Origin of the sequence: Brevibacterium sp. JSBI002, assembly GCF_026013965.1 — a bacterium.
Taxonomy (GTDB): Bacteria; Actinomycetota; Actinomycetes; order Actinomycetales; family Brevibacteriaceae; genus Brevibacterium.
This window is the reverse complement of the sequence record NZ_CP110341.1, coordinates 129242-153280: the sequence shown is the minus strand read 5'-3', so window position 1 is coordinate 153280 and position 24039 is coordinate 129242. Positions and strand designations below refer to the sequence as shown.

Genomic DNA, 24039 nt, shown 5'->3' with positions numbered 1-24039 from the left:
AGTCGAAGCCCCGCTCCAGCTGCGCCACAGCCTGGCCACAGTGTCCAGGTGCTGAATGGGAGTCATCACGCACTCCCACTCAGCAGAGAAAGGCACAGACCATGAACGAGAACAGGCGCACGAGGTCCGGACACACCGACCACAGCCACCCTCGGCGCCGCCTGGCGATGGCGGTCACCGCCGCAGCAGCGGCATTGGCACTGACCGTCGGCACGGCTGCGAGCCTGCCGGCTGTCGCGGCGTCCCACGCCTCCACCATCGCGGCCTCCCAGTCCGCGATCCCCTTCACCGGACAGCCGACAGATCCCGGCCAGGAAGGCGGTCAGGACGGCTCCAACGGTTCGACGCAGCAGGAAGCATCCCCGGCCACCACCGAGGAATCCACGGGAGTCGTTCTCATCGACACCCAGCTCGGCTATGAGAACGCCGAGGCGGCCGGCACCGGCATCGTACTGAGCAAGGACGGACTGGTGCTGACGAACAACCACGTCATTGCCGATTCGACGAAGATCTCCGTCACTGTAGCCGCCACCGGAAAGACCTACGAGGCCTCCGTCGTCGGCTCCGATTCGACGGAGGACGTCGCCGTGCTCCAGCTCAAGGACGCCTCGGACCTGCAGCCGGCCACGGTCGATGACGACTCGGTCACGGTCGGTGACGACGTCACCGCCGTCGGCAATTCCGAGGGACAGGGACAGCTGCAGGCCGCCGACGGCACGGTCACCGACCTCGGCGCCTCCGTCACCACCACCGCTCAGGGCTCCGAGGATTCGGAGACGCTGAACAATATGATCCAGGTCCAGGCCGATATCGTCTCGGGCGATTCGGGTGGGGCCCTGCTCGATGACGAAGGCGAGGTCGTCGGCATGAATACCGCGGCCTCGTCGGGATCGGCCACGGTCACCGGCTTCGCCATCCCGATCGAGTCGGCGCTGTCCACGGCCGAGTCGATCATCGACGGCGAGCAGACGAGCACGAACACGCTCGGCTATCCGGCGTTCCTCGGCATCGGGGTCCAACAGGATTCGCAGAGCGGGCAGTCGAGCCAGTCGGGCCAGGGCAGCCAGTCGATCCAGCCGGGAGACGGCAGTTCGAACGGCCAGTCGGGCCAAGCCGGCCAGTCAAGTCAGCCGAGCCAGTCGGGTTCGTCGTCGCAGGCCGCAGGAGCTGTCGTCGCCGGGGTCTATGAGGACACCCCCGCCGCTGAGGCGGGACTGACCGCCGGAGACACGATCACCCGGATCAGCTCGACCCAGATCACCGACGGCACCGGCCTCTCCTCGGCCATCGCCGAGCACAAGCCCGGTGACACCGTGTCGCTGAGTTGGACGGACGCCGACGGTCAGACCCACACCGCGAAGGTGACTCTGGCCGAGGGTCCCGCAGCCTGAGCCGGAGATTGCCCAACCACCCCGGGCGAGACGTAAGATCGGGCCATGCCCGGACACGAAGACGCCTCGCCCGCGGAGGGGGCGGCCCAGACCCAGCAGAATCACGGACGCCTCGACTGGCCGACGATCCTGCGCAATATCGCTCTCGCCCTCGCCCTGCTGGCCGGGGTGTGGGCGGTCTTCAATGTTCGGCTGCCCTCGGTCGACGTGCTGCAGGCCGATATCGCGGCCGCCGGATTCTGGGGCTTCGCCGTCTTCGTCCTCATCTACATGGCCGTCGCCGCCACCCCGATCCCCGTGACGATCATGGCCACCGCCGGAGGACTCATCTACGGGCTGCCGTTCGGCACCATTCTGTCGATGGTCGGGGTCGTCGCGGGCTGCTGGATCGGCTACTGGATCGCTCGGGCGCTCGGCCGGGACACCGTGCTGCGGCTGCTCGGCTCCCATGCCGAGACGATCGAATCCAAGCTCACCGGCGGCGGCTTCTACGCAGTGTGCGCCCTGCGCCTCATGCCCGGGTTCCCGTATTGGCCGGTCAACTACGGCAGCGGAGCACTGGGCATCGACAACCGCACATTCCTCAGCGCCACCGTCATCTCGTCCCTGCCGGGTCAGCTCTCCCTCGTGGCCGTCGGCGCCTTCATCGGGGAGCCGAATGTCCTCAACGGCATCGGCGTGGGCATCTCCTGGGCACTGGTCATCACGCTGACGATCATCACGATGCGCCGCTGGAAGCGCACCCGAGACGCCGAACATGCACAGGCAGAGACGCCTGAAGTTCCTGAGACCGAAAGGGATCGTCCGGCTCAGTGAGCCAGCGGTTCAGTCGAAGTTCGGTTTTCGACGCTCCTGGAACGCCGTGAACCCTTCGGCGTAGTCCGGGGTCTGCCGCGCTGATTCCTGCAGGGCCGCCTCTTGGGCGAGCACCTCGGCGAGGTTCGGGCGTTCGTCGGCGAGTTTCTGCACGAAGCCCTTCTCCATCGCGAAGGCCTCGGCCGGTCCGGTGACGATCTTCTCCAGCTTCGATTCGACGAAGTCGGTCAGTTCCACGGCGGGAACCGCACGGGAGACGATCCCGGTCGCGGCCGCCTCGGCGCCGGTCATGAAATCACCGGTGACGATGAGATCCATCGTCCGGTGATAGCCGACCCGGTCGAGGAACACGTGGTGGGCACCGGAATCGAGCATCGCACCGATTGCGGCGAACGGGGACCCGAATTTCGCATCATCGGCGGCGAAGATGATGTCGGCTGCCGCCGCGACCCCGTACCCGAGCCCGAGCGCCGCCCCCTGGACCTGCGCGATCACGGGGATCGGCAGCGCCCGGATCGCTTGGAGGACGGGGGCGAAGATGTCGGCGAGGAACGCGTGGGCGTCATCGGTCTCGACGTCGACATTCGCGATGTCGCGACCGGAGCAGAAGACCTTGCCTTCCCCACGGATGAGGAGCACGCGGACGTTCGGGACCGCCTCGGCGACCTTGGCCACGGCGGCCGCGATATCGCGGAGGTTGTCCGCGTCGAGGGCGTTGCGGGACTCCGGTCCGTCGAGGACGAGCTCGGCTATCGGGCCGCGGTTCTTCAGTTGGATCTCGGTCATGGATGCTCCTTTGCGTGTCCTGCCAGTGTGGTGCGGCCGGTGCCCGCCGGGCGGGCGTCCTTGGTCACCAGGTGTAGAAACCCTGCCCGGTCTTCCGACCGAGTTCACCGGCGGCGACCTTGTCCTTCAGTATCTGCGGGGGTGTGAAGCGCTCACCGATCTCCGCTGCGAGGTGCTCGGCGATGCCGAGGCGCACATCGAGGCCGACGATGTCCGTCGTCTTCAGCGGCCCGGCCGGATGCCGGTAGCCCAGTGTCATGGCCCGGTCGATGTCCTCGGCACTGGCGACGCCGTCTTCGACCATCCGCATCGCTTCCAAAGCGAGAGCCACGCCGAGGCGGGAGGAGGCGAATCCGGGCGAGTCCTTCACCGTGATCGCCGTCTTCCCCAGCCCCGTCACCCATTCCTTGGCGACGTCGACGAGCTTGGGATCGGTGTGGGTGCCGACGACGACCTCGACGAGTTCGGACACGGGCACCGGGTTGAAGAAGTGCAGGCCGATGAGCGCCTGCGGCCGCGGCAGGGCTGCGGCGAGCTGGTCGATCGACAGCGCCGAGGTGTTCGTGCCGATGCTCGCAGCAGGAGCGTGCTTCGCGATGGTCGCAAGCACCTCCTGCTTGAGTTCGACGATCTCGGGCACGGCTTCGACGACGAGGAGAGCCTCGTCGAGCAGAGTGGGATCACGGTCGACGACGACGGTTCCGGGCACTTCGATGCCCTTGGACCGTGACTTACTCGTAGACGCGTCGATGCGTTCCCGGGCGGCGGCCACGGTGTCGTCGGTGTTCTCGATGACGATGACTCGGGCACCGGCGGTGGCGAAGGCATGCGCGATTCCGGCACCCATCCGGCCGCCTCCGAAGACGCCGACGACATCGGGGACGCGGGCGGTGGTAGGGGCCGCCTCGGTGGGGGTGTCAGTGGTGTCGCTCATGCGTTGTCGCCTTCTTCTCGGGTGCGCGAATCGCGCTGCTGGTCGATCGCTTCGGTGGTCACGGCCTCGGCGCGGGCACGCTCGGCCGCTTCATGCTCGGCTGCCTTCTTCGCCTTCTTGGCCTCGCGCTTGGACAGGAACGCATCCATGCGGGCGAACTTCTCCTCGGTTTCGAACAGCACGGCCTGGGCCACATTGTCGATGAGCGGATGTGCCTCACGCGGGGCATGGAACGCCGACTTGCTCAGCCGCACGGCCAACGGTGCGAAGCTCGCAATCCGATCCGCCAACGTCTGACCGGCGAGTTCGAGGTCCTCGGGATCGACGACGTCGTTGAGCAGACCGATGGCCTTGGCTTCGTCGGCCTGCAGGGTCCGTCCGGCCAGGAGGATCTCCTTGGCACGGGGCTCGCCGACGAGTTCGCGCAGACGCCAGGCGGCTCCGGCGGCGGCGAGGATGCCCAGACCGGTCTCCGGGTTGCCGATCTTCGTCGACGGGGTCCCGATGCGGAAGTCCGCGGCGAAGGCGAGCTCGGCTCCGCCGCCGAGGGCGAATCCCTCAACGAGCGCGATGACCGGCATCGGCAGCTCCTGGATGCGGGAGAAGATCTTCGAGTTGATCCCGGCCAGGGCATCATCGCGGCGACGATTGCGCAACTGCGAGATATCGGCACCTGCGGCGAAGATGCCGGAGGTGCCAGTGAGGATCGCGACCTTCGGTTCGGCCTCGAGTTCGGCACACACCGCGTGGAGGGCATCGACCATCGACTGGTCGATGGCGTTGCGGACCTCCGGCCGGTTGAGGCGGATGATCGTGCGGTCGGAATGGCGTTCGATGAGCAGCGGGGAGGCGGAATCGTTCACGCCGGGTGCGCCGTTCGTGTCCCCGCCGGTGCCGCCGGCGCTCACACGCGCTCCAGCAGCAGCGCCGAACCCTGGCCGACGCCCACGCACATGGTCGCCAGTCCCTTCTTCGCCCCGGCCTGCTCCAGGCGGTTGAGCAGGGTCAGAGTGATGCGGGTGCCCGAGCAGCCCAGCGGGTGGCCGAGCGCGATCGCTCCGCCGAAGCCGTTGACGGTCTCCGGGTCGAGACCGAGGTCGCCCATGCACGCCAGCGACTGGGAGGCGAAGGCCTCATTGAGTTCGACAGCCTCGAGTTCGCCGACCTTCCACCCGGTGCGCTCGAGCACTTTCCGGGTCGCGGGGACGGGTCCGATGCCCATGATCTCCGGGGACACACCGGCATTGGCACCGGCGACGACGCGGGCGCGCGGGCTGAGCCCGTGCTTGTTCGCATAGTCCTCGGACACGAGCACGACGACGGCGGCGCCGTCATTGAGCGAGGAGGAGTTTCCGGCGGTGATGACGCCCCCGGGTCCGTGGATGGGGCGCAGCTTGCCGAGCTTCTCCAGCGTCGAATCGCGCGGGCCCTCATCGGCGGTGACTTCTCCGATGGGCAGGATCTCCGGGCCGAAGCTGCCGGCGTTCTGCGCGGCGAGCGCCTTCTGATGGGACTGATAGGAGAATTCGTCGAGGGCCTCACGGCTCAGCTGCCACTTCTCGGCGACGCGTTCGGCCGTCTGCGGCATCGACAGAGTCGTGTCTTCACCGAAGGCGGGGTTCGTGAACCGCCAGCCGATGGAGGTGTCCCAGGTCCGTCCCGGCTTCGACCACGCACGCGAGGGCTTCTCGCTCACCCACGGGGCTCGAGTCATCGATTCGACTCCGCCGGCCACGACCACATCGGCATCTCCCGCGGCGATCATCGCCCGTGCCATCGTGATCGCGGTCATCCCCGAGGCGCACAGACGGTTGACGGTGAACCCGGGCACGGATTCGGGCAGTCCGGCCAGGAGCACGGCCATGCGCGCGATGTTCCGGTTGTCCTCGCCGGCCTGGTTCGCCGAGCCGAGGATGACCTCGTCGATATCGGTCGGGTCGATGCCCGCCCGTTCGACGACGGTCTTCATCGAGGTCGCCACGAGGTCGTCGGGCCGCTGGTCGGCCAGTGCACCCCCGTAGCGTCCGATGGGGGTGCGCAGTCCGTCCAGAATGAATGCCTCGGGCATGGGTCTCCTCGCTGAAGAGTTCGGGTAGGTGACATGGTACGGGCTTGCACCCGTTGGTGTGCGGGCCCGCGCCCACTGGGGTTCGGGACGCTCAGGAGTCGAAGTCGACCGTGACCTCGTCGCTGACGGGGAACGTCTGGCAGGTGAGGACGAAGTTCGCTTCGACCTCGGCGTCCTCGAGGGCGTAGTTGCGGACCATGTTGACTTCGCCGCCGCAGATCTTCGCGCGGCAGGTTCCGCAGACGCCGCCCTTGCAGGCGAAAGGCAGATCGGACCGGGATTCCTGTGCGGAATCGAGGATGGTCTTGCCCTGCGACATCGCCGAGGTGGAGCGCTTCCCGTCGAGGATGACCGTAACGTCGCTCGTCGCACCTTCGACGACCTTGTCCGCGTGGACGACCTCCGGTGGGGGTTCGTCGACGTAGAAGAGCTCGAAGTGGATCTTCTCCTTCGGCACGTCGAATTCGGCGAGGACCTTGCGGGCGTCTTCGAGCATGCCGAAGGGGCCGCACAGCCACACATGGTCCATGCTGCCGATCGGGACGATGGCGGTGAGCAGATCTCGCAGCTTCTCCGCGTCGAGGCGGCCGGAAAAGAGCTCGACATCGCGGGGTTCGCGGGAGAGGACGTGGACGAGGTCGAGCTGTTGGTTGCGGGCGTCCTTGAGATCGGCGAGCTCCTCGGCGAACATCACGGTGTTCGTGTGCCGGTTGCCGTAGAGCAGGGTCACCGAGGCGTCGGGGTTGGACAGCACGGTCGAGGCGATGGAGAGCATCGGGGTGATTCCCGAACCCGCCGCGATGCACAGGTGCCGGCCGCCGGCGGAGGCGTCGGCGCGGAAGCTGCCCGAGGGCGGCTGCACCTCGATGGTGTCGCCGGGACGGACCTCGCCCACCAGCCACAGGGAGAAGAGCCCCTCGGGGACTTCGCGGACACCGATGCGCGGGGCGGTTCCCGCCGGGGCGCAGATCGAATAGGTGCGGCGGTGCTCCTGGCCGTCGATGATGCGTCGCAGGGTCAGGGACTGTCCGGCGGCGAAGTCGAAGAGTTCGCTGTATTCGGCCGGCACGTCGAAGGTCACGGCGGCCGAATCCTCGGTGAGGTGGTCGACGGACTTCACGGTGAGTGGGTAGAAAGCCGACCGGGAGCGTCCGTCGGCGGGCTCGGTGGCGGGAGCCGCCTCGGCGGTCTGATCGATCGTCTGTGTCATCAGATCTCCTTCACATGGTCGAACGGTTCGAGGCAGTCGTTGCACTGGTACATCGCCTTGCACGCGGTCGCGCCGAACTCGGAGGACAGGCGGACGTTGTCGGATCCGCACAGCACGCAGGTCACGGCGCGGCGAGTGGGCATGAGGGTCAGCGCCACCGGGCCGGTGCGGACTGGGGCGGACCCGGGTGGGGAGATCCCGGCGTCCTTGAGTGCTTGTCTGCCGCGTTCGGTGATCCAGTCGCTCGTCCAGGCGGGTGTCAGGGACACGCGCACCTCGGCGTCGGGGAAGCCGGCCTCGAGGAGTTCGCGCTGCAGGTCATCGCGCATCGTCGCCATCGCCGGGCAGCCCGAATAGGTGGGGGTGATGGTGGTGACGACGTGGCCGTTCTCAATCGTGACGTCGCGCAGAACGCCGAGGTCGAGGAGGGTGAGCATCGGCATCTCGGGGTCGGTCACGCGTTCGGCGGCGGCCCAGGCACGGTCGATCGCCTCGGCGTCGGTGATGTCTGCTGCGCGGATGTCGGTCGGGTGGGTCTCGAGCATGGCGGTCACCACTGACCCTCCGGGTGCTCGCGGGCGACGACCTGCATCTCGGCGAGCAGCTTCGACAGGGCCTCGGTGTGGAGTCCGTCGCGGCCCTTGCCGCCGTGGACGCCGACCCCGGCCAGACCACCGCGTTCGGGCCGGTCGATTCCGGCTGCGGCGAACACCTGGTCGAGGATGACGGATGCCTCGTCGGCCACCGTCGCGGGGTCGACGCCGATTCCGGCCTCGACCACGGAGGCTTCTACTGGGTGGGTCTCGAAGAGTTCGGACCACAGCGGCCACAGGCCGTCGAGGGCTTTGACCAGGCGGGACTTCGATTCCTCGGTGCCGCGGGCCAGGGTCACGACCCAGCGTCCGGCGAAGTCGCGGTGGTAGGACATCTCCTTGACGCCCTTGGCCGCGATGGCGGCGAGCACGGTGTCGCGGCTGTCTACGAGGCGTTCGAAGATCGACAGGCGCCAGGTGGAGTAGATGAGGATCTTCGCGACCGCCTCGGCGAAGTCGCCGTTGGGCACCTCGGCGAGGCGGACATTGCGGAAGCCCAGGTCGTTGCGGAAGTACGCGAGCCGGTCCTCATCCGGCACCGGGGAGCCTTCGGGGAGTTCAGGGACGAGCTCCGGATCGGCTGCGGCGGCGCGGGCGAGCAGGAGACGGGCCTGGCCGAGGAGGTCGAGCGCGATGTTCGCCAGCGCGATGTCCTCTTCGAGGTCAGGGGCGTTCGAGCACCATTCGGAGATCCGCTGGCTGAAGACGAGCGCGTCGTCGCCGAGCATGAGGCAGTACGCGCCGAGGTCCTTGGCGTCGACGCCGTCGGGCACGGTCGTATCGACGCCGGCCAGGGGGTCTTCGAAGTCGGTGCCGAAGGCCCAGTTCGCGTCGTTGACGAGCAGACCCGAGTACGCGTTGTCGTGGTCGCCGTGATCGACGTTCGTGCCGGCTTCGTCGTGCTCGACGTGGATGGTGGGTTCGTTGTTCGCAGTCATCTTTCGCCCCTTCTCACATGTGGGGGACATCGGCGGGGATGTCGTAGAAGGTGGGGTGGCGGTAGACCTTGTCGCCGCTGGGGGCGAACATCGGGTCTTTCTCGTCCGGGCTCGAGGCCGTGATGTCGGAGGCGCGGACGACCCAGATGCTCACGCCTTCGTTGCGTCGGGTGTAGACGTCGCGGGCGTGATGGACGGCCATCTGGTCGTCGGCGGCGTGCAGGGAACCGACGTGGACGTGGTTGAGTCCGCGCTTGCCGCGCACGAAGACCTCGTACAGCGGCCATTCGCCGCGGGTCGAGCCCACAGCGGATCCGTCCTTCGCCGAGGTGGAGCCGGGGTTGGTCTCGGTCATTTCGCTGTCTCCTCGGGGGTGGTGGTGTCGACTCCGGCGGCGGGGGTCGCATCGGCCGCGGTCGGGGTGGCTTCGTCCGCCGCCGGGGTGGCGGCCGCCTCGGCGGTCTGGTTCTCTGCGAAGGCGAGCGCGGCTTCGCGCACCCACGCTCCTTCGTCCCAGGCGCGCTTGCGGTGGTTGAGTCGCTGTGCGTTGCAGGGTCCGTCGCCCTTGACGACGGCCCAGAACTCGTCCCAGTTCGGGGTGGAGAAGTCGTAGTGTCCGCGCTCTTCGTTCCACTCGAGGTTCTCATCGGGGAACGTCACGCCGAGGGCCTCGGCCTGCGGGACGGACATGTCGACGAACTTCTGGCGCAGCTCATCGTTGGTGTGGGTCTTGATGCCCCAGGCCATCGACTGCTCGGTGTTCGGCGAGTTGTCGTCGGGAGGACCGAACATCATCAGCGCCGGCCACCAGAAGCGGTTGACCGATTCCTGGACCATCTCGCGCTGAGCCTCGGTGCCGCGCATCATCGTCATCAGCAGCTCGTAGCCCTGGCGCTGGTGGAAGGACTCTTCCTTGCAGATGCGGATCATCGCACGGCCGTAGGGGCCGAAGGAAGTCCGGCACAGCGGCACCTGGTTGCAGATGGCCGCCCCGTCGACGAGCCAGCCGATCGTGCCGACATCGGTGTAGGACAGGGTCGGGTAGTTGAAGATCGAGGAGTACTTCTGCTTGCCGGCGACGAGCTTCTCGGTGAGTTCGTTGCGCGTGGCGCCCAGGGTCTCGGCGGCAGAGTAGAGGTAGAGGCCGTGTCCGGCTTCGTCCTGAACCTTCGCCAGCAGGATCGCCTTGCGGCGCAGGGAAGGTGCGCGGGAGATCCAGTTGCCTTCGGGCTGCATGCCGATGATCTCCGAGTGCGCGTGCTGCGCGACCTGGCGGATGAGCGTCTTGCGGTAGGCCTCGGGCATCCAGTCCCGGGGTTCGATCCGATCCTTGGCCTCGATCGTGGCGTCGAACTGCTCCTGCAGCGCCGCCTCGTCGAAGCGGTTGTCGTTCACTTGAGTTGTCATGACCACTCCACCCTTGGATGTGCCCTTGTCAGGACCTGCCTCGGTCAGCGGCTGCCGACCTCCTCATCGGTCCGACCATCGTAAGACCTCTGGCCCGGGGGCATCCATTTACTGACCATTTGTTCTGTATTGTTGCCACCAGTGTCGCACACCCCCGGCCCGGGTGCAATGCCGACCCCACTGGCCGCCCGACCGCTCACACAACGCCTCAGCATCCCCGTTCGCAACACTCTTTTGCCGCTGAGCCCCGCCGCCGTGCCGCGTCGCCGTGCGATCAGTGCGATTGTTGGGTCGATCCACGGTGGTTTCGTCGCCCAGACCACCGCGGATCGACCCAACAATCGAACTGCCACCGCGGCGCCGGCCGAATCGGCCAAACACCCCCGGCCCAAACGTCGCCCGCCGCCCCACTCCGATCAACCGAAACTCGTCTCCCCGGCGCGTCACCCGCCGAATATAGGTCAGCATCGGGTGCTTTCAGCGCCGAAGAATGTCCGATGCTGACCTATATTTCTCGGGAACTATCCGATAGCGACCTATTTCCCGCTGACTTTCCCGCTGACACTTGACGATGCGTGCGGGATTAGACGCAGGAAGCACACGATTCGCCGCGCTTGACGATGCGTGCGCAATTCGCAGACGAACACGCCCCAACCACACCCCGTGACTTGACACCGGCGACGATCGGAACGATATTTATTGACCAGATGGTCGTTAATTCTCCGACGGGCTGACCGTCCGGGATCACGGGGAACTCTCACCGTCGTCCACACGCAGCGGCGCAGGCACTCCCCGCGCCCCGGCGCCCGAACCCGCGACTCGAGGAGGAGCCGACCATGGGACAGCCCACCCACGATACGACGACCGCGGAGTCACAGACCCCGAACGGCCCCTCCCCCGCCGAGGCGGCTCCTGAGTCCCCCGCCGAGGCGGCTGCACAGCCCGATCCCGAAGGATCCACCGAGGCGTCCACCTCCGGGGCAGCCACACAGACGGAACTCACCGGTGCGGCCGCGATGTTCGCCAATGATCGCGCCTCCCAGCACCTGGGCATCACCGTCGATGACCACGGACCCGGCTGGGCACAGTGTTCGATGACGGTCACCGAGATCATGACCAACGGCCACGACATCACCCACGGCGGCTACGTCTTCCTCTTCGCCGACACCACTTTCGCGATGGCCTGCAACTATCCCGGTTCGATCACCGTCGCCTCCGGCGGAGACATCGACTTCCTCAAACCCACATACCTCGGCGATCAGCTCGTCGCCCGCGGCCATGAGGTCATCAAGCAGGGCCGCTCGGGCATCTACGACGTCACGGTCACCCGCGGCGACGACATCATCGCCACCTACCGCGGCCGCTCCCGCACGCTGCCCGCCCGCAAGTAGACCCGACCAACCACACGGCCGCCGGCTCCGCGACAGGCACCATGCCGCGCCGGACCACCCCCACCGAACCCCCCGTCGACGACCGAACACCGAAGAACGGTGGACCACCTCGGCGGTTTTTGGATCTGACACACAGAAGAGATTCGCAAGGAGACGATGATGACTGAGACCGACCTCGACGCCGGCGAACGGATGAGCCTGGACGAGCTGCGCTCCGACCAGCTGAAGAACCTTCAGACGACGGTGACCTCGGTGTATGAACGGGTGCCGTTCTACCGGAAGGCCTTCGACGACCTCGGCGTGACCCCTGCGGACATCACCAGTCTCGATGACATTGCGAAGCTGCCATTCACGACCAAGCAGGATCTGCGCGACAACTACCCGTTCGGGCTCATCGCGGTCCCGCAGGAGCAGGTCGCGCGCATCCACGCCTCCTCGGGCACGACCGGCCTGCCGACCGTCGTCGGGTACACGATGGGCGATCTCGATCGGTGGGGCAGCCTCATCGCGCGGTCCATCCTCGGTGCCGGCGGCAAGCGCGGACAGATGATGCACAACGCCTACGGATACGGGCTGTTCACCGGCGGACTCGGCGTCCACGGGGCGGAGCGTCACGGGTTCACCGTCGTCCCGATCTCCGGCGGTCAGACCCCGCGCCAGGTGCAGCTCATCCAGGACTTCAAGCCGGACATCATCACGGCCACCCCGACCTACCTGCTCACGATCCTCGACGAATTCCGCAAGCAGGGCATCGACCCGACCTCGACGAGCCTGAAGACCGCGATCTGCGGCGCCGAACCATGGACGGACGAGATGCGCAAGGAGATCGAGAACTCCTTCAACATCAATGCCGTCGACATCTACGGCCTCTCCGAGGTCATGGGACCGGGTGTGGCCTGCGAGTCCGCGGCGACGAAGGACGGCCCGACGATCTGGGAGGACCACTTCTACCCGGAGATCGTCGACCCTTTCACCGGCGAGGTCCTGCCCGACGGCGAGGAGGGCGAACTCGTCTTCACCTCGCTGACGAAGGAAGCGCTGCCCATCATCCGCTACCGCACGCACGACCTCGCAACGTTGCTGCCGGGCACCGCGCGCCCGAACTTCCGCCGCATCTCGCGCATCACCGGCCGCTCCGATGACCTCATGATCATCCGCGGCGTCAACGTCTACCCCGCGAACGTCGAGACCGTGCTCTTCGAGTTCGCGCCCCTGAGCCCTCACTTCCAGCTCGTCCTCACCCGCCCGGGTCGGATGGACGAGATGACCGTCGAGGTCGAGGCCCGCGAAGGCGTCGGCGCCGTCGAGCTCGACGGCCTCGACAAGCTCGTGGCCGCCCGCATCAAGGAGCGCCTCGGCGTCTCCTGCGCCATCGACATCAAGATGCCCGGGGACCTGCCGCGCTCGGTCGGCAAGATGAAGCGCATCATCGACCGCCGCGAGGGCGTGCGCTGAGATGAGGCGCAGTGCATGCGCTGAAGCGGCGCTGCGGACGCGCACCGAGGTGAGTGCTGTGACTTGGATCGCGGCACCCACCGAGCTGGCCGATTAGACTGATGCGCATGCCCGAATCGTCCTCACCTGCGTCGACAACCCCGGACCCGACGACGTCGTCCGCGGAATCGACGACCGCCGCGTCGACGTCCCCGACGACCCCCGCCGAGGCGACCGCCCCCAAACGCTCGCGCCGCGGCCGTCCCGGCTACGACCGGGAGACCTTGATCAACAAGGCCACAGAGGTCTTCGTCTCCCGCGGCTATGACGGCACGTCGATGGACACGGTCGCCCGTGAGCTCGGCATCACGAAGTCCGCGATCTACCATCACGTGAAGTCGAAGGAAGAGCTGCTGCACCTGGCGATCAGCCGCGGCATCCGCGCCCTCGATTCCGCTGTGGAGACCGAGAGCCTGCGAGAGAACGTCACCGCCCTCGAACGCCTGCAGCTGGCCGTGCGCGCCAGCGTCGTCATCCTCATCGAGTACCACCATTCGGTGACCTTGCTGCTGCGCGTGCGCGGAAACTCACCCTTAGAACGCGAAGCCCTCGAGGCCCGACGCAATATCGATGCGAAGGTCCGTGCGCTCGTCGAGGCCGCCATCGCCGAGGGCGGTCTGCGCTCGGACTTCACCCCCGGGCTCATCACCCGTCTGCTCTTCGGCATGGTCAACTCGATCACCGAGTGGTACCGCCCCAGCTATCCCGTCGACCCCGACACCATCGCCGAGGCGGTCACAACGATGGCCTTCCAAGGCCTGGAGGCCTGATGGTCGAGCGACCAGGAGGTCCGCCAGAGCGCCGAAGGATTCGTAGAAGCAGCGGTTGCTCAACTCCGCGGTCTCACAGAGCGCTCCGACGGTGGCTGCCCGGTATCCCTGCGACCCGAACAGTCCGATGCCCGCGCCGATGATCTGTTCCCGCCGAGCACTTTCCCGCGTTTAGCGGCTGGCTCCGGCGCAGGGTCGCCCCTGAATAGTCACAGCGTGGTTCTGACGACACCAGCCGAGGAACTCAAACCAGTACGTTCTGGGGGCGAGCTCAAGCTCTCCGCAGAGACGGCCATCGACGATGGCCTCATCGACGTCGTCCTTTTCCAGGAGGCGTTCGTGCCGAAGCTCTCCGTCGAGCTCGTCGCGTTCCTGCCCGGCAGGCACGACCGTCACCCGAACAGATCGCCCTCAGTACTCCTTGGCCACCAGCGTGAGCACGTCGTAGTTCGCCACGGATTCGTCGTTCTGGTTGACGACCTGTGCGTCCCAGCGGACCTCACCGTATTCGTCGGTCTCACGCGGGGTGATGCGCTTGGCGGTCAGCGTCACCTTGAGCTTGTCACCTGGGGAGACGGGCGTGATGAAGTTCAGACCCTCGAGCCCGTAGTTCGCGAGCACCGGACCCGGGTCCGGCTGGACGAAGAGTCCGGCAGCGAAGGACACGATGAGGTAGCCGTGCGCCACGCGTCCCGGGAAGAACGGGTTCGCGGCGGCCGCCTCCTCGTTCATGTGGGCGTAGAAGGTGTCCCCAGTGAAGTTCGCGAAGTGCTCGATATCGTCGAGCGTGACCTCCCGCCACTCCGAATCGAGGGTGTCGCCGATGCGCAGGTCCTCAAGCGACTTCGTGAACGGATGATCGCCGAGGCGGCGCTCCGATCCGTTGACCCATTCCCCGCCGATCGCGGTGAGCATGTCCGGGGAGGCCTGGATCGCGGTGCGCTGCATGAAGTGTTCGACGCCGCGCAGTCCGCCCATCTCCTCACCGCCGCCGGCGCGTCCGGGGCCGCCGTGGATGAGGTTCGGCAGCGGCGAGCCGTGACCGGTCGACTCTTCGGCATCGTCGCGGTCAAGGACGAGCACACGGCCATGCCACGGAGCGATCCTGCGGACGAATTCGGTGGCGAAATCACGGTCGTGGGTGACGACTGAGCCGACCAGGGAGCCGCGGCCCCGGGCGGCCAGGCGGACGGCCTCCTCGGTGTCGGAATAGGTGATGATCGAGGTCACGGGCCCGAAGGCTTCGATGTCGTGGACGGCATCGGACCAGGCGTCATCGGCCTGGAGGACGGTGGCCGCGACATAGGCTCCGCCGTGTTCGGCGGCCAGACGATCGGATTCCTCACGGCCGCCGGCGAGCAGATGCGCTCCCCCGGCGATGATCTGGTCGACCGCGTCGAGAACGTCTGTGCGCTGCTTGTCGGAGACCACGGGGCCCAGGCGGGTGGACTTCTCGCGCGGATCTCCGACACCCTGGGTGGAAAGCTTCGCGATGATGGCCTCGCCGACCGCCTCGGCGTGGGCTTCGGGGACGAAGGTGCGGCGGATCGCGGTGCACTTCTGTCCGGCCTTGACGGTCATCTCGGCGACGACGCCGGAGACGAAGAGGTCGAATTCCTCCGTTCCGGGTGCGGCGTCGGGACCTAGCAGGGAGAAGTTGAGTGAGTCCGCCTCGGCGAAGAAGCGGGTGCCGCGCTGGGTCACGCAGTCGAGCCCGGAGAGCGTGCGGGCGGTGTTGGCTGAGCCGGTGAACGCGATCGCATCCTGTTCGGCGAGACGGTCGAAGAGCGGGGTGACGTCACCGCAGACCAGCTGGATCGCACCGGCGGGAAGCAGGCCGGACTCGATCATATCCGCGACGACCGCGCGGGTCAGGTGGGCGGTGTCCGTGGCGGGCTTGACGACGACGGGGACGCCGGCGACGAACATGGGCCCGAACTTCTCGAGCATGCCCCAGACGGGGAAGTTGAAGGCGTTGATCTGCAGCGCCAGGCCCTGCCGGGAGGTGAGGATGTGGCGGCCGACGAAGGTGCCGTTCTTAGACAGGCGCTCGACCCCGCCGTCGAGGTGGACGGTCGAGTTCGGCATCTGGCGGCGGGCGACGCCGGAGTAGGTGAAGAGCGTGCCGATTCCGCCTTCGATGTCGACGAAGGCGTCGCGCTTGGTGGTGCCGGTGGTGAAGGAGATCTCGTGGTAGTCCTTCGTGCGCTCCATGAGGTAGGTCGCGAGCTTCTTGAGGATCACACCGCGCTGGTGGAAGGTGAGCTTCTGCAGTTCGGCGATGCCGGTGGTCCGGGCGTGGTCGGCGACGGCGGCGAAGTCGACTCCGGCCGAGCTCACCGAGTGCAGGAGCTCCCCCGTGCCGGCGTCGCGGACAGGCCGGGCGGACTCGGTCGCTGCCGGCGTGTGCCAGGATCCGGCCACATAGGAACTGAGGATTTCGGTCATGCTTTGCTCTCCCTGGTGAAACGACGTCTCCCGGTCCACGGCGGCCGCTGTCGGCACCGCTGCCGATTCCTAGAAATATACTAACCAACTGGTCGGTAATTGTCATAGGGCGCCGTCAGGGCGCACAGAGACCGACACAGCGTGAGCGCGGCATCGCAAGGCCGACACAGGGTGAGCGCGGCATAGGGCGAGGTCACCCGCCCCGCGGTGAGATCGATCAGAGGCGGTCGAGCAGCTCTCGCTCGGCGTCGGGGTGGATCTCGCCCGTGTCCTTGTCCACCACCGGCTCGATACGACCCTGCTGCTCCCACTGGGCGGCGATGACGCCGAGTTCGGCCTCGATGGCCTTTCGGCTGGCCCCGAAGTGCGCGGTGTCGGAGATCTCAGCCATGGCTGTCCTCCGTCGGGTCCTCAGTCGAGTCGCCGGAGATCTTCGACTTCATCTCATCGCCGACTCTCTTCGATTTCTCGCCGGCGCTCTTCAGCGCCTGCTCGGCTTTGTCCTGCACGACCGGAGCCTTCTCTCTGACTGTGTCCTCAATGTCGGACACGCGGTCTTGGACCTTGGGGTCGCTCCACAGATCCTGCGCATATCCCTTCAGCGATTCGTAGCTCTGTCGGCCGGCGCGGGAGCCGAGGACGAACCCCACTCCGATTCCTGCCGCCAGTAGAAGTCTGCCTTTCATCATGCCCCTCTCTCTGCTGTTCCGGCCACGATAACGGCACCGGGCAACGGCGCGGAACCGGGCCGCTGACTCACCGATGACCGCCGCCAACGGGCGCAGCCGGCGGTGAGGGATCGCCTCCGGCCCTCATGCAGGTGACATCGGCCATCATCTGCAATATAGTCAGAGGCAATTACTGACCAAGCAGTCAGTCGTGACGGGCGGCCACCCGTCACGCGCCCCACCGACGGCACCGGCGATCACTCAGAGTCGAGGACCACCGCCGCCGGCAATGGACCCAGGCAATGTCGCCCAGCAACCGAAAGATCCTGTCATGTCCACCACAGCCCCCGGCCCGGCCGCATCACAGCCGACCGAGCCCCATTCGATCACCCGCGAGGAGCGCAAGGTCCTCGCCGGCACCCTCGTCGGCACCACCATCGAGTGGTACGACTTCTTCATCTACGCTCAGGCCGCCGGCCTCATCCTCTCCGCTCAGTACTTCGGCCCTTTGGCCGCGGACAATCCGGCGCTCGGTCAGATCATGGCGTGGGCGTCTCTGGGCATCTCGTTCCTCTTCCGCCCGTTGGGCGCGATCATCGCCGGCCACCTCGGCGATCGGATCGGACGCAAGAAGATGCTCGTGCTCACGCTCATCCTCATGGGGGCCGCGACCTCGCTCATCGGCCTGCTCCCGAACTACGCGATGATCGGAGTCGGCGCCCCGATCCTGCTCACCCTGCTGCGGATCCTGCAGGGCTTCTCCGCCGGCGGCGAATGGGGTGGGGCCGCGCTGCTGTCGGTCGAGCATGCCCCGATCTCCAAGCGCGGCATCTTCGGCGCGTACCCGCAGATCGGCGTGCCGGTCGGCATGATCCTCGCCACCGGCGTGATCTGGGTGCTCACCACGGTCCTCACCGCCGAACAGTTCGCGAGCTTCGGATGGAGGATCCCGTTCCTCTTCTCCGTCGTCCTCGTCTTCGTCGGCTATTACATCCGCCGGCAGGTCGAGGAGTCCCCGGTCTTCGCCGAGCTCGCCGAGCGCAAGGCCGAATCCTCGGCTCCGCTGGGCACCCTGTTCAAGAAGAACACGAAGGAAGTCGTGCTCTCCGCGCTCATCTTCATCGGCAACAACGCGGTGGGCTACATGATCATCGCGTTCTTCGCCGCCTACGCCTCGCGCCCCATCGCCGAGGGCGGTTCCGTCGGCCTCGACCGCGCACCAGTGCTGTTGGCGACGACGCTCGCGAGCTTCGGTTGGCTGGTGTTCACGATGTGGGGCGGGGCGCTGTCGGACAAGCTCGGTCGCGTGCGGACCTTCCAGATCGGGTACGTCCTGCTCATCGTGTGGCTCATCCCGACCTTCCTCATGATCGACATGGCGAACATCTGGATGTACGGCATCGGCATCTTCGTCCTCACCGTCGGCATGGGCCTGTCGTATGGCCCGATGTCGGCGATGTATGCGGAGATGTTCCCGGTCGAGGTCCGCTACTCGGGCGTCTCGATCGGCTACGCGCTCGGCGCGATCCTCGGTGGTGCCTTCGCCCCGACGATCGCCGAGACCCTGCTCGCCGAGACCGGAAAATCGATCTCGATCGCGATCTACATGATCATCGTGTGCATCATCTCGCTCATCGGCGTCAGCCTCGTCAAGGAAACGAAGGGCAACGACCTCGGCCTGACGAAGCACCACTGAGACTGCAGCGAACCCCCGGTTCGTCACCTGCACCTCGATTTCCTGGTCGATCCACGGTGATTCCTCCGCCTGAAACGCCGTGGATCGACCCAACAATCCACCGAGGCGGCGCACCCCCTCAGCAGCTCTCGCATAGGCTGATGAGATGACAGAGCTGACGTATCCCGACATCGAAGCCGCCGCAGCCCGGATCGCCGGACGAGTCCGACCGGTCACCGTCGCGTCCGCGCAGCCCGGGAACCTCGCCGAGGCGGCCTCCCCCACCGCGGCTGCGTGGAGTTCCGGTCCTGCCGAGGACCCAAGCGCATCCGGCCTGCTCTTCGCCCTCGAGTTCATGCAGTACACGGGCACTTTCAAGGCCCGCGGTGCGCAGAACTTCATCCGGGCCCACCTCGAGGAGGGCACCTTCCCCGAGGCGGGAGTGACGATCGCCTCGGGCGGGAACGCGGGGCTGGCCTGCGCCTGGGCGGCCCGTGCCGCCGGTGTGCCCGCGACCGTCTTCCTCCCCGCGAATGCGCCGGAGGTCAAGGTCGATCGTCTGCGCTCCTACGGTGCCGAGGTGGTGCTGACGGGCAGCGAATACGCCGAGGCGGCCGCGGCCTGCCAGGACTTCGTCGACTCATCGGGGGCGTTGGCTTCGCACGCCTACGACCATCCGCTCATCGCCGCCGGCGCGGGCACGCTGATGACCGAGATTCTCACGCAGGTGCCCGACCTCGACACGGTCGTCGTCTCCGTCGGAGGCGGCGGACTGTTCGCCGGAGTCGCGACAGCCGCGACTTATCACGGGGTGCGCACGGTGGCGGTCGAACCGGAGAACTGTCGCGCGCTGGGTGCCGCGCTGGAAGCGGGCGAGCCGGTCGACGTCACGGTCGATTCGGTGGCGGCGGATTCGCTCGGTGCCCGTCGGGCCACACCGCTGGCACTGGACGCGGCGCGGTCGGACCTGGTCACCTCGGTGCTGGCCAGCGATAAGGCGATCATCGGCGCCCGGCAGCATCTGTGGGGCGATCACCGGCTGGCGGTCGAACATGCGGCGGCCACGGCTCTGGCGGGGATCAGCGGCACCGACGAGTCGAAGACGTCCGGCGGCTATGTTCCGGCTGCGGGAGAGAAAGTCTGCGTCGTCCTCTGCGGGGCGAACACGAGCCTCGGCGATCTCTGAGGCGCAGTCAGCGCGGTCGAAGGCCGGAAGTCAGCGCGTTCGGTCGCGGTCCTTGGACTTCAGCGAGGCCTTGATCAGGCCGAAGATCGCGAGCGCCACGACGACGGTGATGATGGCCTTGACGAGGAACCACGCAATGGAGAACGCGACGTTGACCACCCACCACGCGATGATGATGGCGACGATCGCGCCGATGATGCTCCACACGGTACTCATCTTCATGCCTCAAGCCTAGGCGCGAGTGCACAGCCGTGCAATGCGCGCGGTGATCGTCCCAGCCGATCCTCAGCACGGACGAAGTTCGTCAGCCGAGCACCGCACCGGACCGGACTGCGCGGGCCGACCAGCGGCGGTCGGCGAAGCCCACCTCGATCGGATGGTCGAAGGCGGCAGAGACTTGCTCGGAGGTGAGCACCTCGGCGATGGGACCGGCGGCGGTCAGCCGACCGTCGGAGATGAGCGCGGCATGCGTCGTGGTCTCGGGGATCTCCTCGAGATGGTGGGTGACCAGCAGTGTTGCCAGCTCGGGCGAGTGCACGGAGAGGTAGTCGATGGTCTCCAACAGCTGCTCCCGCGCAGCTACATCGAGGCCGGTGGTCGGCTCGTCGAAGAGCAGCAGCTGCGGGTCCGCGATGAGGGAACGTGCGACGAGCGCCTTGCCCCGCTCTCCCTGGGACAGCACTTTCCACCCCGCGTCGGCGCGGGACTCCAGCCCTACCTCGGCGATGAGGGAATCGGCCTTCGCAACATCCTCCGGTGAGGGCTCCCACCGCATGGGACGTTCGACGGTGCCGGTCAGCCCGGTAAGGACAACCTCGCGGACGGTGAGGTTCGACCGCAGCGGATGGCGCGGATTCACGTGTCCGATGAGGCGGCGCAGGGCCGCGAGCTCGACCCGGCCCATCCGGGAGCCGAGGATATCAACGGTGCCCGAGGTCGGGAACACCTGCGCCGAGGCGAAGCTCAGCAAAGTGGACTTCCCCGCCCCGTTCGGCCCGATGAGCACCCAGTGCTCGCCGGCACCGATGCGCAGATCGATGCCGTGGAGGATCTGCGTCTGCCCACGCCGGAACGTCACATCAGCGATATCGAGGACGGTCTCGGCCACGTCTCCCTCACCTATCAAGATCGACGGCCCCACCGCCCGATGGGGCCGATTCGATTCTAGGACCCACCTCGCCGAGGCGGCCTCCGGGGCGGGCGACCGCCGTTCCGCATTGTGGATCCGAGTTCAGGACAGCACCCTTCGGCCCCGCCGACTTTCAGCTCACCGCATCCTCCGGTGACGTGATCTCGCGGCGGAGGATCTTGCCGGTCGGGCCCTTGGGCAGCCCGTCGACGATCCACACGTTGCGGGGGTACTTGTATGCGGCGACACGCGATTTCGCGAACTCCCGCAGCGCCTCAGCATCGACGGAACTGCCGGCTTTGAGGGCGACGGCGGCCCCGATCTCCTCACCGAGGTCATCGTTCGCGATGCCGATCACAGCCGCCTCGGCGACGGCTTCGTGCTCGTAGAGCGCTTCCTCGACCTCACGCGGATAGACGTTGTAGCCGCCGCGGATGATGAGGTCCTTCTTCCGGTCGACGATCGTGAAGAAGCCGTCCTCGTCCTGCTCGGCGAGGTCGCCGGAGTGGAACCATCCGTCGCGGATGGCCACCTCTGTCGCCTCCGGACGCCCCCAGTACCCCTTCATCACGGGCTCACCCTTGATCGCGATCTCACCGATCTCACCGACGGGAACGTCATTGTCGTCATCGTCGACGAGCTTCATCTCGACTCCGCGCACTGGCACACCGATGGTGCCGGTCTTGCGTTCCATGCCCGGCTGGTTGAAGCAGGCCACTGGCGAGGTCTCGGACAGGCCGTAGCCTTCCAAGATGATGCAGCCGAAAGCGGATTCGAAGTTCTTCATCACCTCGACCGGCATCGCCGATCCTCCGGAGATGCAGGAGCGCAGGCTGGACACGTCGAAGTTCTCCCGCCCCTCTGCGTTGAGCATCCGCGCGTACATCGTCGGCACACCGATGAAGATGCTGACCTTCGCCTCCTGTATGGTCTCGAGGGCCTCGATCGGGTCGAAGCGCGGGATGAGGGCCAGGCAGGATCCGCTGAGCACAGACGCATTGAGTCCGCAGGTCAGGCCGAAGCAGTGGAACAGCGGCAGGCAGCCCATGACCATATCGTCCTCGGTGAGGAAGGTGAGGGTCTCGGCGGTGACGGCCGCGTTCGTCATCATATTGAAGTGGGTGAGTTCCGCGCCCTTCGGCTGCCCGGTGGTGCCCGAGGTGTAGAGAAGCACGACGGTGTCGTCGTCGGCGCGGGACACCACCTCAGGTGTCGGGTCGAAGGCAGCCAGCTGATCGGCGAAGTCGGCGGGGTCGACGCGCACGCATTCGATGCCGACCGCGGCCGCTGCCTTCCCGGCCTCACCCGCCATATCCTTCCACGCGAAGACGATCTGAGCCCCGGAATCTTCGAGGTAGTACTGCACCTCACGGTCCTTGAGCAGCGGGTTCATCGGCACGACGATCGCGCCGACGGACAGTGCACCATAGAAGAGGACGGGAAATTCGAGGACGTTGGGCAGGACGAGTCCGACGCGGTCGCCGGGCCCGATTCCCCTGTCCTTGAGCATCGTCGCCACCCGCTGCGCCTGGTCCTGCAGCTGAGCATACGTCAGCACGGAATCGCCGAGGCGGACGGCAGGTCGCTGCCCGTGCCGGCTTGCGGTGGCGGTGAGATTGTCGGCGAGGTTGGTCATGGCTTCCTCCAGGCGTGATTCGTTCGTCATTGATCGGCTCGGTGCTGGCGCTGCGAGCACCAGTGGTTGTGGCCCCACCACAGGAGAAGAGTCGATTGAGCGGACGGGTCTGACTCCCGTTCGGCTTCCGCCGTCCGGCTCTCTGATGCCCACTCTGCCGTTGCCGGAGGTTTCGGACAACGGGACAGCCAACAGAATCACGGCCCGCTGATTGTGGTCGGACAACAAGGATGCGCTTAAGCTTCTGCCATGGTCGCCAATCCACTCGTCCTGCGCATCGTCGACCGTGTCCGAGCAACGCTGCCGGCCACGGTCCAGCGTTCGGTCAGCCGCACTTGGCGGGAAGTGCCCGCTTATCCGGCCAGCCCGGACAAGAATCTCGCCGAGGATCTCACCGCGCATACGTACACCGTCTTCGAGGCCGCGCTCACCCCCTTGGAGGAGGGCCGCCGCGCGACCGCCGAGGACTTCCCGATCACCGCCTCCCAGGCCCGGCGGCGACTGCGGCAGGGAGTGACCTTGCCGGACTTCCTCACCGGTTTCCGGATCGGTCAGGAGACCTTGTGGGAAGCGATCGTCGATGCCTCGGATTCCGAGAAGGAGACCCGCGACGAGGCGCTGCACATCGCCATCCACGTCATGAGCGTCATCGAGGTCGGCAGCTCCGTCGGCGCCGTCGCCTACCTCGAGACCCAACAGCTGGAGATGGCCGAGGGCGACCGGGTCCGTCGCGACCTCGTCGATGATCTGCTCTCCGGTCGCCGCTTAGCACCGGGGCCCAGTGCGGACCTCGCCGAGGTGTCCGACCTCCGCCCGGATTCGCGTGTGCTCGTCGCCACAGCCACCGCGCAGACTCCGCTGCATGATGATCGGGGCAAGCGCGAGGTCCTCACGGCCCTGCGCTCGGTCTTCGATGTCGGCCGTCGCGGCATCGCCGTGGTCCTCCAGGATCAGATCGTCGGCATCACCCCGGTGACCTCCGACGGGGCAAGCACCCTGGCCGATCTCGAACGGGTCCACCGGGAGCTGTCCTGCACGGGCACCGACCTGTGCGTGGGCACCTCCACCGTCCACGAAGGTCTGGACCGTGTGCCCGAGGCGTACCGCGAGGCCGTGCTCGCCAAGGAGAGCCTCGGCGGTATGCCGGGGGTCAGGTCGTTGCACGCGCTCACTCCGCTCGACTACCTCGTCACCCTCGACGACGAGGTCGCCCACCGCCTCATCCGCCCCGAACTGAGCCGGTTCGTCGAGGACGATCTCGCCGCCGGCGGTGTCCTCATCGAGACGCTGCTCGAATATGCGGCCTGCGACCTCAACGCCAAACTCGCCGCCGAACATCTCCACGTCCACGTGAACACCGCCTACTACCGGCTCGACACCGCCGCCGAACGCACGGGCCGCAACGTCCGCAGCTTCACCGATCTGCAGGAGACGATCATCGCCATCCGCATGCTCACCGCGCGCGGAAACGTCCCGACCTCGAATTGAACGATCCCCGC

Annotated in this window: 23 protein-coding genes and 1 pseudogene; 8 read left to right on the top strand and 16 right to left on the bottom strand. The window is 66.9% G+C overall.

The window, feature by feature from the left end:
• The first annotated feature begins 101 nt into the window (after window positions 1-101).
• Together LJ362_RS00665 and LJ362_RS00660 are read left to right on the top strand one after the other, a co-directional pair.
• Window positions 102-1391, top strand: a complete 1290-nt coding sequence (locus tag LJ362_RS00665) for a S1C family serine protease (RefSeq protein WP_264800264.1) — start codon at window positions 102-104, stop codon at window positions 1389-1391.
• A 45-nt stretch (window positions 1392-1436) separates the two neighbouring features.
• Window positions 1437-2207, top strand: coding sequence for a TVP38/TMEM64 family protein (locus LJ362_RS00660; RefSeq protein ID WP_264800263.1), 771 nt, complete (start codon window positions 1437-1439; stop codon window positions 2205-2207).
• A 9-nt stretch (window positions 2208-2216) separates the two neighbouring features.
• On the opposite strand, the gene LJ362_RS00655 is transcribed toward LJ362_RS00660, so the two are convergent.
• The 9 genes from LJ362_RS00655 to paaA all read right to left on the bottom strand — a co-directional run bounded on the left by LJ362_RS00655 (window position 2217) and on the right by paaA (window position 10143).
• Entirely contained in the window at window positions 2217-2993 is a 777-nt protein-coding gene (locus LJ362_RS00655; protein WP_264800262.1) for an enoyl-CoA hydratase/isomerase family protein, read from the bottom strand.
• Window positions 2994-3057: 64 nt separating this feature from the next.
• Complete coding sequence (locus tag LJ362_RS00650) at window positions 3058-3927, bottom strand: 3-hydroxyacyl-CoA dehydrogenase family protein (protein WP_264800261.1); 870 nt, start codon at window positions 3925-3927, stop codon at window positions 3058-3060.
• Window positions 3924-4835, bottom strand: a complete 912-nt coding sequence (locus LJ362_RS00645) for an enoyl-CoA hydratase/isomerase family protein (RefSeq protein ID WP_264800260.1) — start codon at window positions 4833-4835, stop codon at window positions 3924-3926. The genes LJ362_RS00650 and LJ362_RS00645 overlap by 4 nt, the downstream gene beginning before the upstream one ends.
• Window positions 4832-5995 carry a thiolase family protein gene (locus LJ362_RS00640; protein WP_264800259.1) on the bottom strand — a complete coding sequence of 388 codons (1164 nt, stop codon included), beginning with the start codon at window positions 5993-5995 and terminating at the stop codon, window positions 4832-4834. The genes LJ362_RS00645 and LJ362_RS00640 overlap by 4 nt, the downstream gene beginning before the upstream one ends.
• Window positions 5996-6086: 91 nt before the next feature.
• Window positions 6087-7205, bottom strand: a complete 1119-nt coding sequence (paaE, locus tag LJ362_RS00635; protein ID WP_264800258.1) for a 1,2-phenylacetyl-CoA epoxidase subunit PaaE — start codon at window positions 7203-7205, stop codon at window positions 6087-6089.
• Window positions 7205-7750: a 1,2-phenylacetyl-CoA epoxidase subunit PaaD gene (gene paaD, locus LJ362_RS00630; protein ID WP_264801879.1), complete on the bottom strand. Its 546-nt coding sequence runs from the start codon at window positions 7748-7750 to the stop codon at window positions 7205-7207. Before paaD ends, paaE begins: the two co-directional genes overlap by 1 nt.
• Window positions 7751-7755: 5 nt before the next feature.
• A complete protein-coding gene (paaC, locus tag LJ362_RS00625) occupies window positions 7756-8736 on the bottom strand; it encodes a 1,2-phenylacetyl-CoA epoxidase subunit PaaC (protein WP_264800257.1) in 981 nt (326 codons plus the stop codon).
• A 13-nt stretch (window positions 8737-8749) separates the two neighbouring features.
• Window positions 8750-9091: a 1,2-phenylacetyl-CoA epoxidase subunit PaaB gene (gene paaB, locus LJ362_RS00620; RefSeq protein ID WP_245395864.1), complete on the bottom strand. Its 342-nt coding sequence runs from the start codon at window positions 9089-9091 to the stop codon at window positions 8750-8752.
• Window positions 9088-10143: a 1,2-phenylacetyl-CoA epoxidase subunit PaaA gene (gene paaA, locus LJ362_RS00615; protein WP_264800256.1), complete on the bottom strand. Its 1056-nt coding sequence runs from the start codon at window positions 10141-10143 to the stop codon at window positions 9088-9090. Before paaA ends, paaB begins: the two co-directional genes overlap by 4 nt.
• A gap of 836 nt (window positions 10144-10979) precedes the next feature.
• On the opposite strand from paaA, the gene paaI reads away from it, so the two are divergent.
• The 3 genes from paaI (at window position 10980) to LJ362_RS00600 (ending at window position 13798) form a co-directional block, all read left to right on the top strand.
• Entirely contained in the window at window positions 10980-11534 is a 555-nt protein-coding gene (gene paaI / locus LJ362_RS00610) for a hydroxyphenylacetyl-CoA thioesterase PaaI (RefSeq protein WP_264800255.1), read from the top strand.
• A gap of 159 nt (window positions 11535-11693) precedes the next feature.
• Window positions 11694-12989, top strand: coding sequence for an AMP-binding protein (locus tag LJ362_RS00605; RefSeq protein WP_264800254.1), 1296 nt, complete (start codon window positions 11694-11696; stop codon window positions 12987-12989).
• 107 nt (window positions 12990-13096) lie between these two features.
• A complete protein-coding gene (locus LJ362_RS00600; RefSeq protein WP_264800253.1) occupies window positions 13097-13798 on the top strand; it encodes a TetR/AcrR family transcriptional regulator in 702 nt (233 codons plus the stop codon).
• Window positions 13799-13819: 21 nt separating this feature from the next.
• Here the strand turns inward: LJ362_RS00600 and LJ362_RS17020 are convergent.
• The 4 genes and pseudogenes from LJ362_RS17020 to LJ362_RS00585 form a co-directional block, all read right to left on the bottom strand.
• Window positions 13820-13939 (bottom strand): annotated as a pseudogene (locus LJ362_RS17020) (TetR family transcriptional regulator); the annotation flags it as partial.
• Between the two features lie 270 nt (window positions 13940-14209).
• Complete coding sequence (gene paaZ / locus LJ362_RS00595; RefSeq protein WP_264800252.1) at window positions 14210-16246, bottom strand: phenylacetic acid degradation bifunctional protein PaaZ; 2037 nt, start codon at window positions 16244-16246, stop codon at window positions 14210-14212.
• A gap of 217 nt (window positions 16247-16463) precedes the next feature.
• Complete coding sequence (locus LJ362_RS00590; RefSeq protein WP_166828723.1) at window positions 16464-16637, bottom strand: hypothetical protein; 174 nt, start codon at window positions 16635-16637, stop codon at window positions 16464-16466.
• Complete coding sequence (locus LJ362_RS00585) at window positions 16630-16935, bottom strand: YtxH domain-containing protein (RefSeq protein ID WP_264800251.1); 306 nt, start codon at window positions 16933-16935, stop codon at window positions 16630-16632. The genes LJ362_RS00590 and LJ362_RS00585 overlap by 8 nt, the downstream gene beginning before the upstream one ends.
• Window positions 16936-17245: 310 nt before the next feature.
• Here LJ362_RS00585 and LJ362_RS00580 point away from each other — a divergent pair, with 310 nt between their 5' ends.
• A complete protein-coding gene (locus tag LJ362_RS00580; protein WP_264800250.1) occupies window positions 17246-18610 on the top strand; it encodes an MFS transporter in 1365 nt (454 codons plus the stop codon).
• Between the two features lie 145 nt (window positions 18611-18755).
• Window positions 18756-19775 (top strand): serine/threonine dehydratase, encoded by a 1020-nt coding sequence (locus tag LJ362_RS00575; protein WP_264800249.1) that lies wholly within the window; start codon window positions 18756-18758, stop codon window positions 19773-19775.
• Window positions 19776-19805: 30 nt separating this feature from the next.
• On the opposite strand, the gene LJ362_RS00570 is transcribed toward LJ362_RS00575, so the two are convergent.
• The 3 genes from LJ362_RS00570 to LJ362_RS00560 form a co-directional block, all read right to left on the bottom strand.
• Window positions 19806-19997, bottom strand: coding sequence for a hypothetical protein (locus LJ362_RS00570; protein WP_181274122.1), 192 nt, complete (start codon window positions 19995-19997; stop codon window positions 19806-19808).
• Window positions 19998-20079: 82 nt separating this feature from the next.
• A complete protein-coding gene (locus tag LJ362_RS00565; RefSeq protein WP_264800248.1) occupies window positions 20080-20883 on the bottom strand; it encodes an ABC transporter ATP-binding protein in 804 nt (267 codons plus the stop codon).
• Window positions 20884-21037: 154 nt separating this feature from the next.
• Window positions 21038-22570 (bottom strand): long-chain-fatty-acid--CoA ligase, encoded by a 1533-nt coding sequence (locus tag LJ362_RS00560; RefSeq protein ID WP_264800247.1) that lies wholly within the window; start codon window positions 22568-22570, stop codon window positions 21038-21040.
• Window positions 22571-22789: 219 nt separating this feature from the next.
• On the opposite strand from LJ362_RS00560, the gene LJ362_RS00555 reads away from it, so the two are divergent.
• A complete protein-coding gene (locus LJ362_RS00555) occupies window positions 22790-24028 on the top strand; it encodes a PucR family transcriptional regulator (RefSeq protein ID WP_264800246.1) in 1239 nt (412 codons plus the stop codon).
• The last annotated feature ends 11 nt before the right edge of the window (window positions 24029-24039 follow it).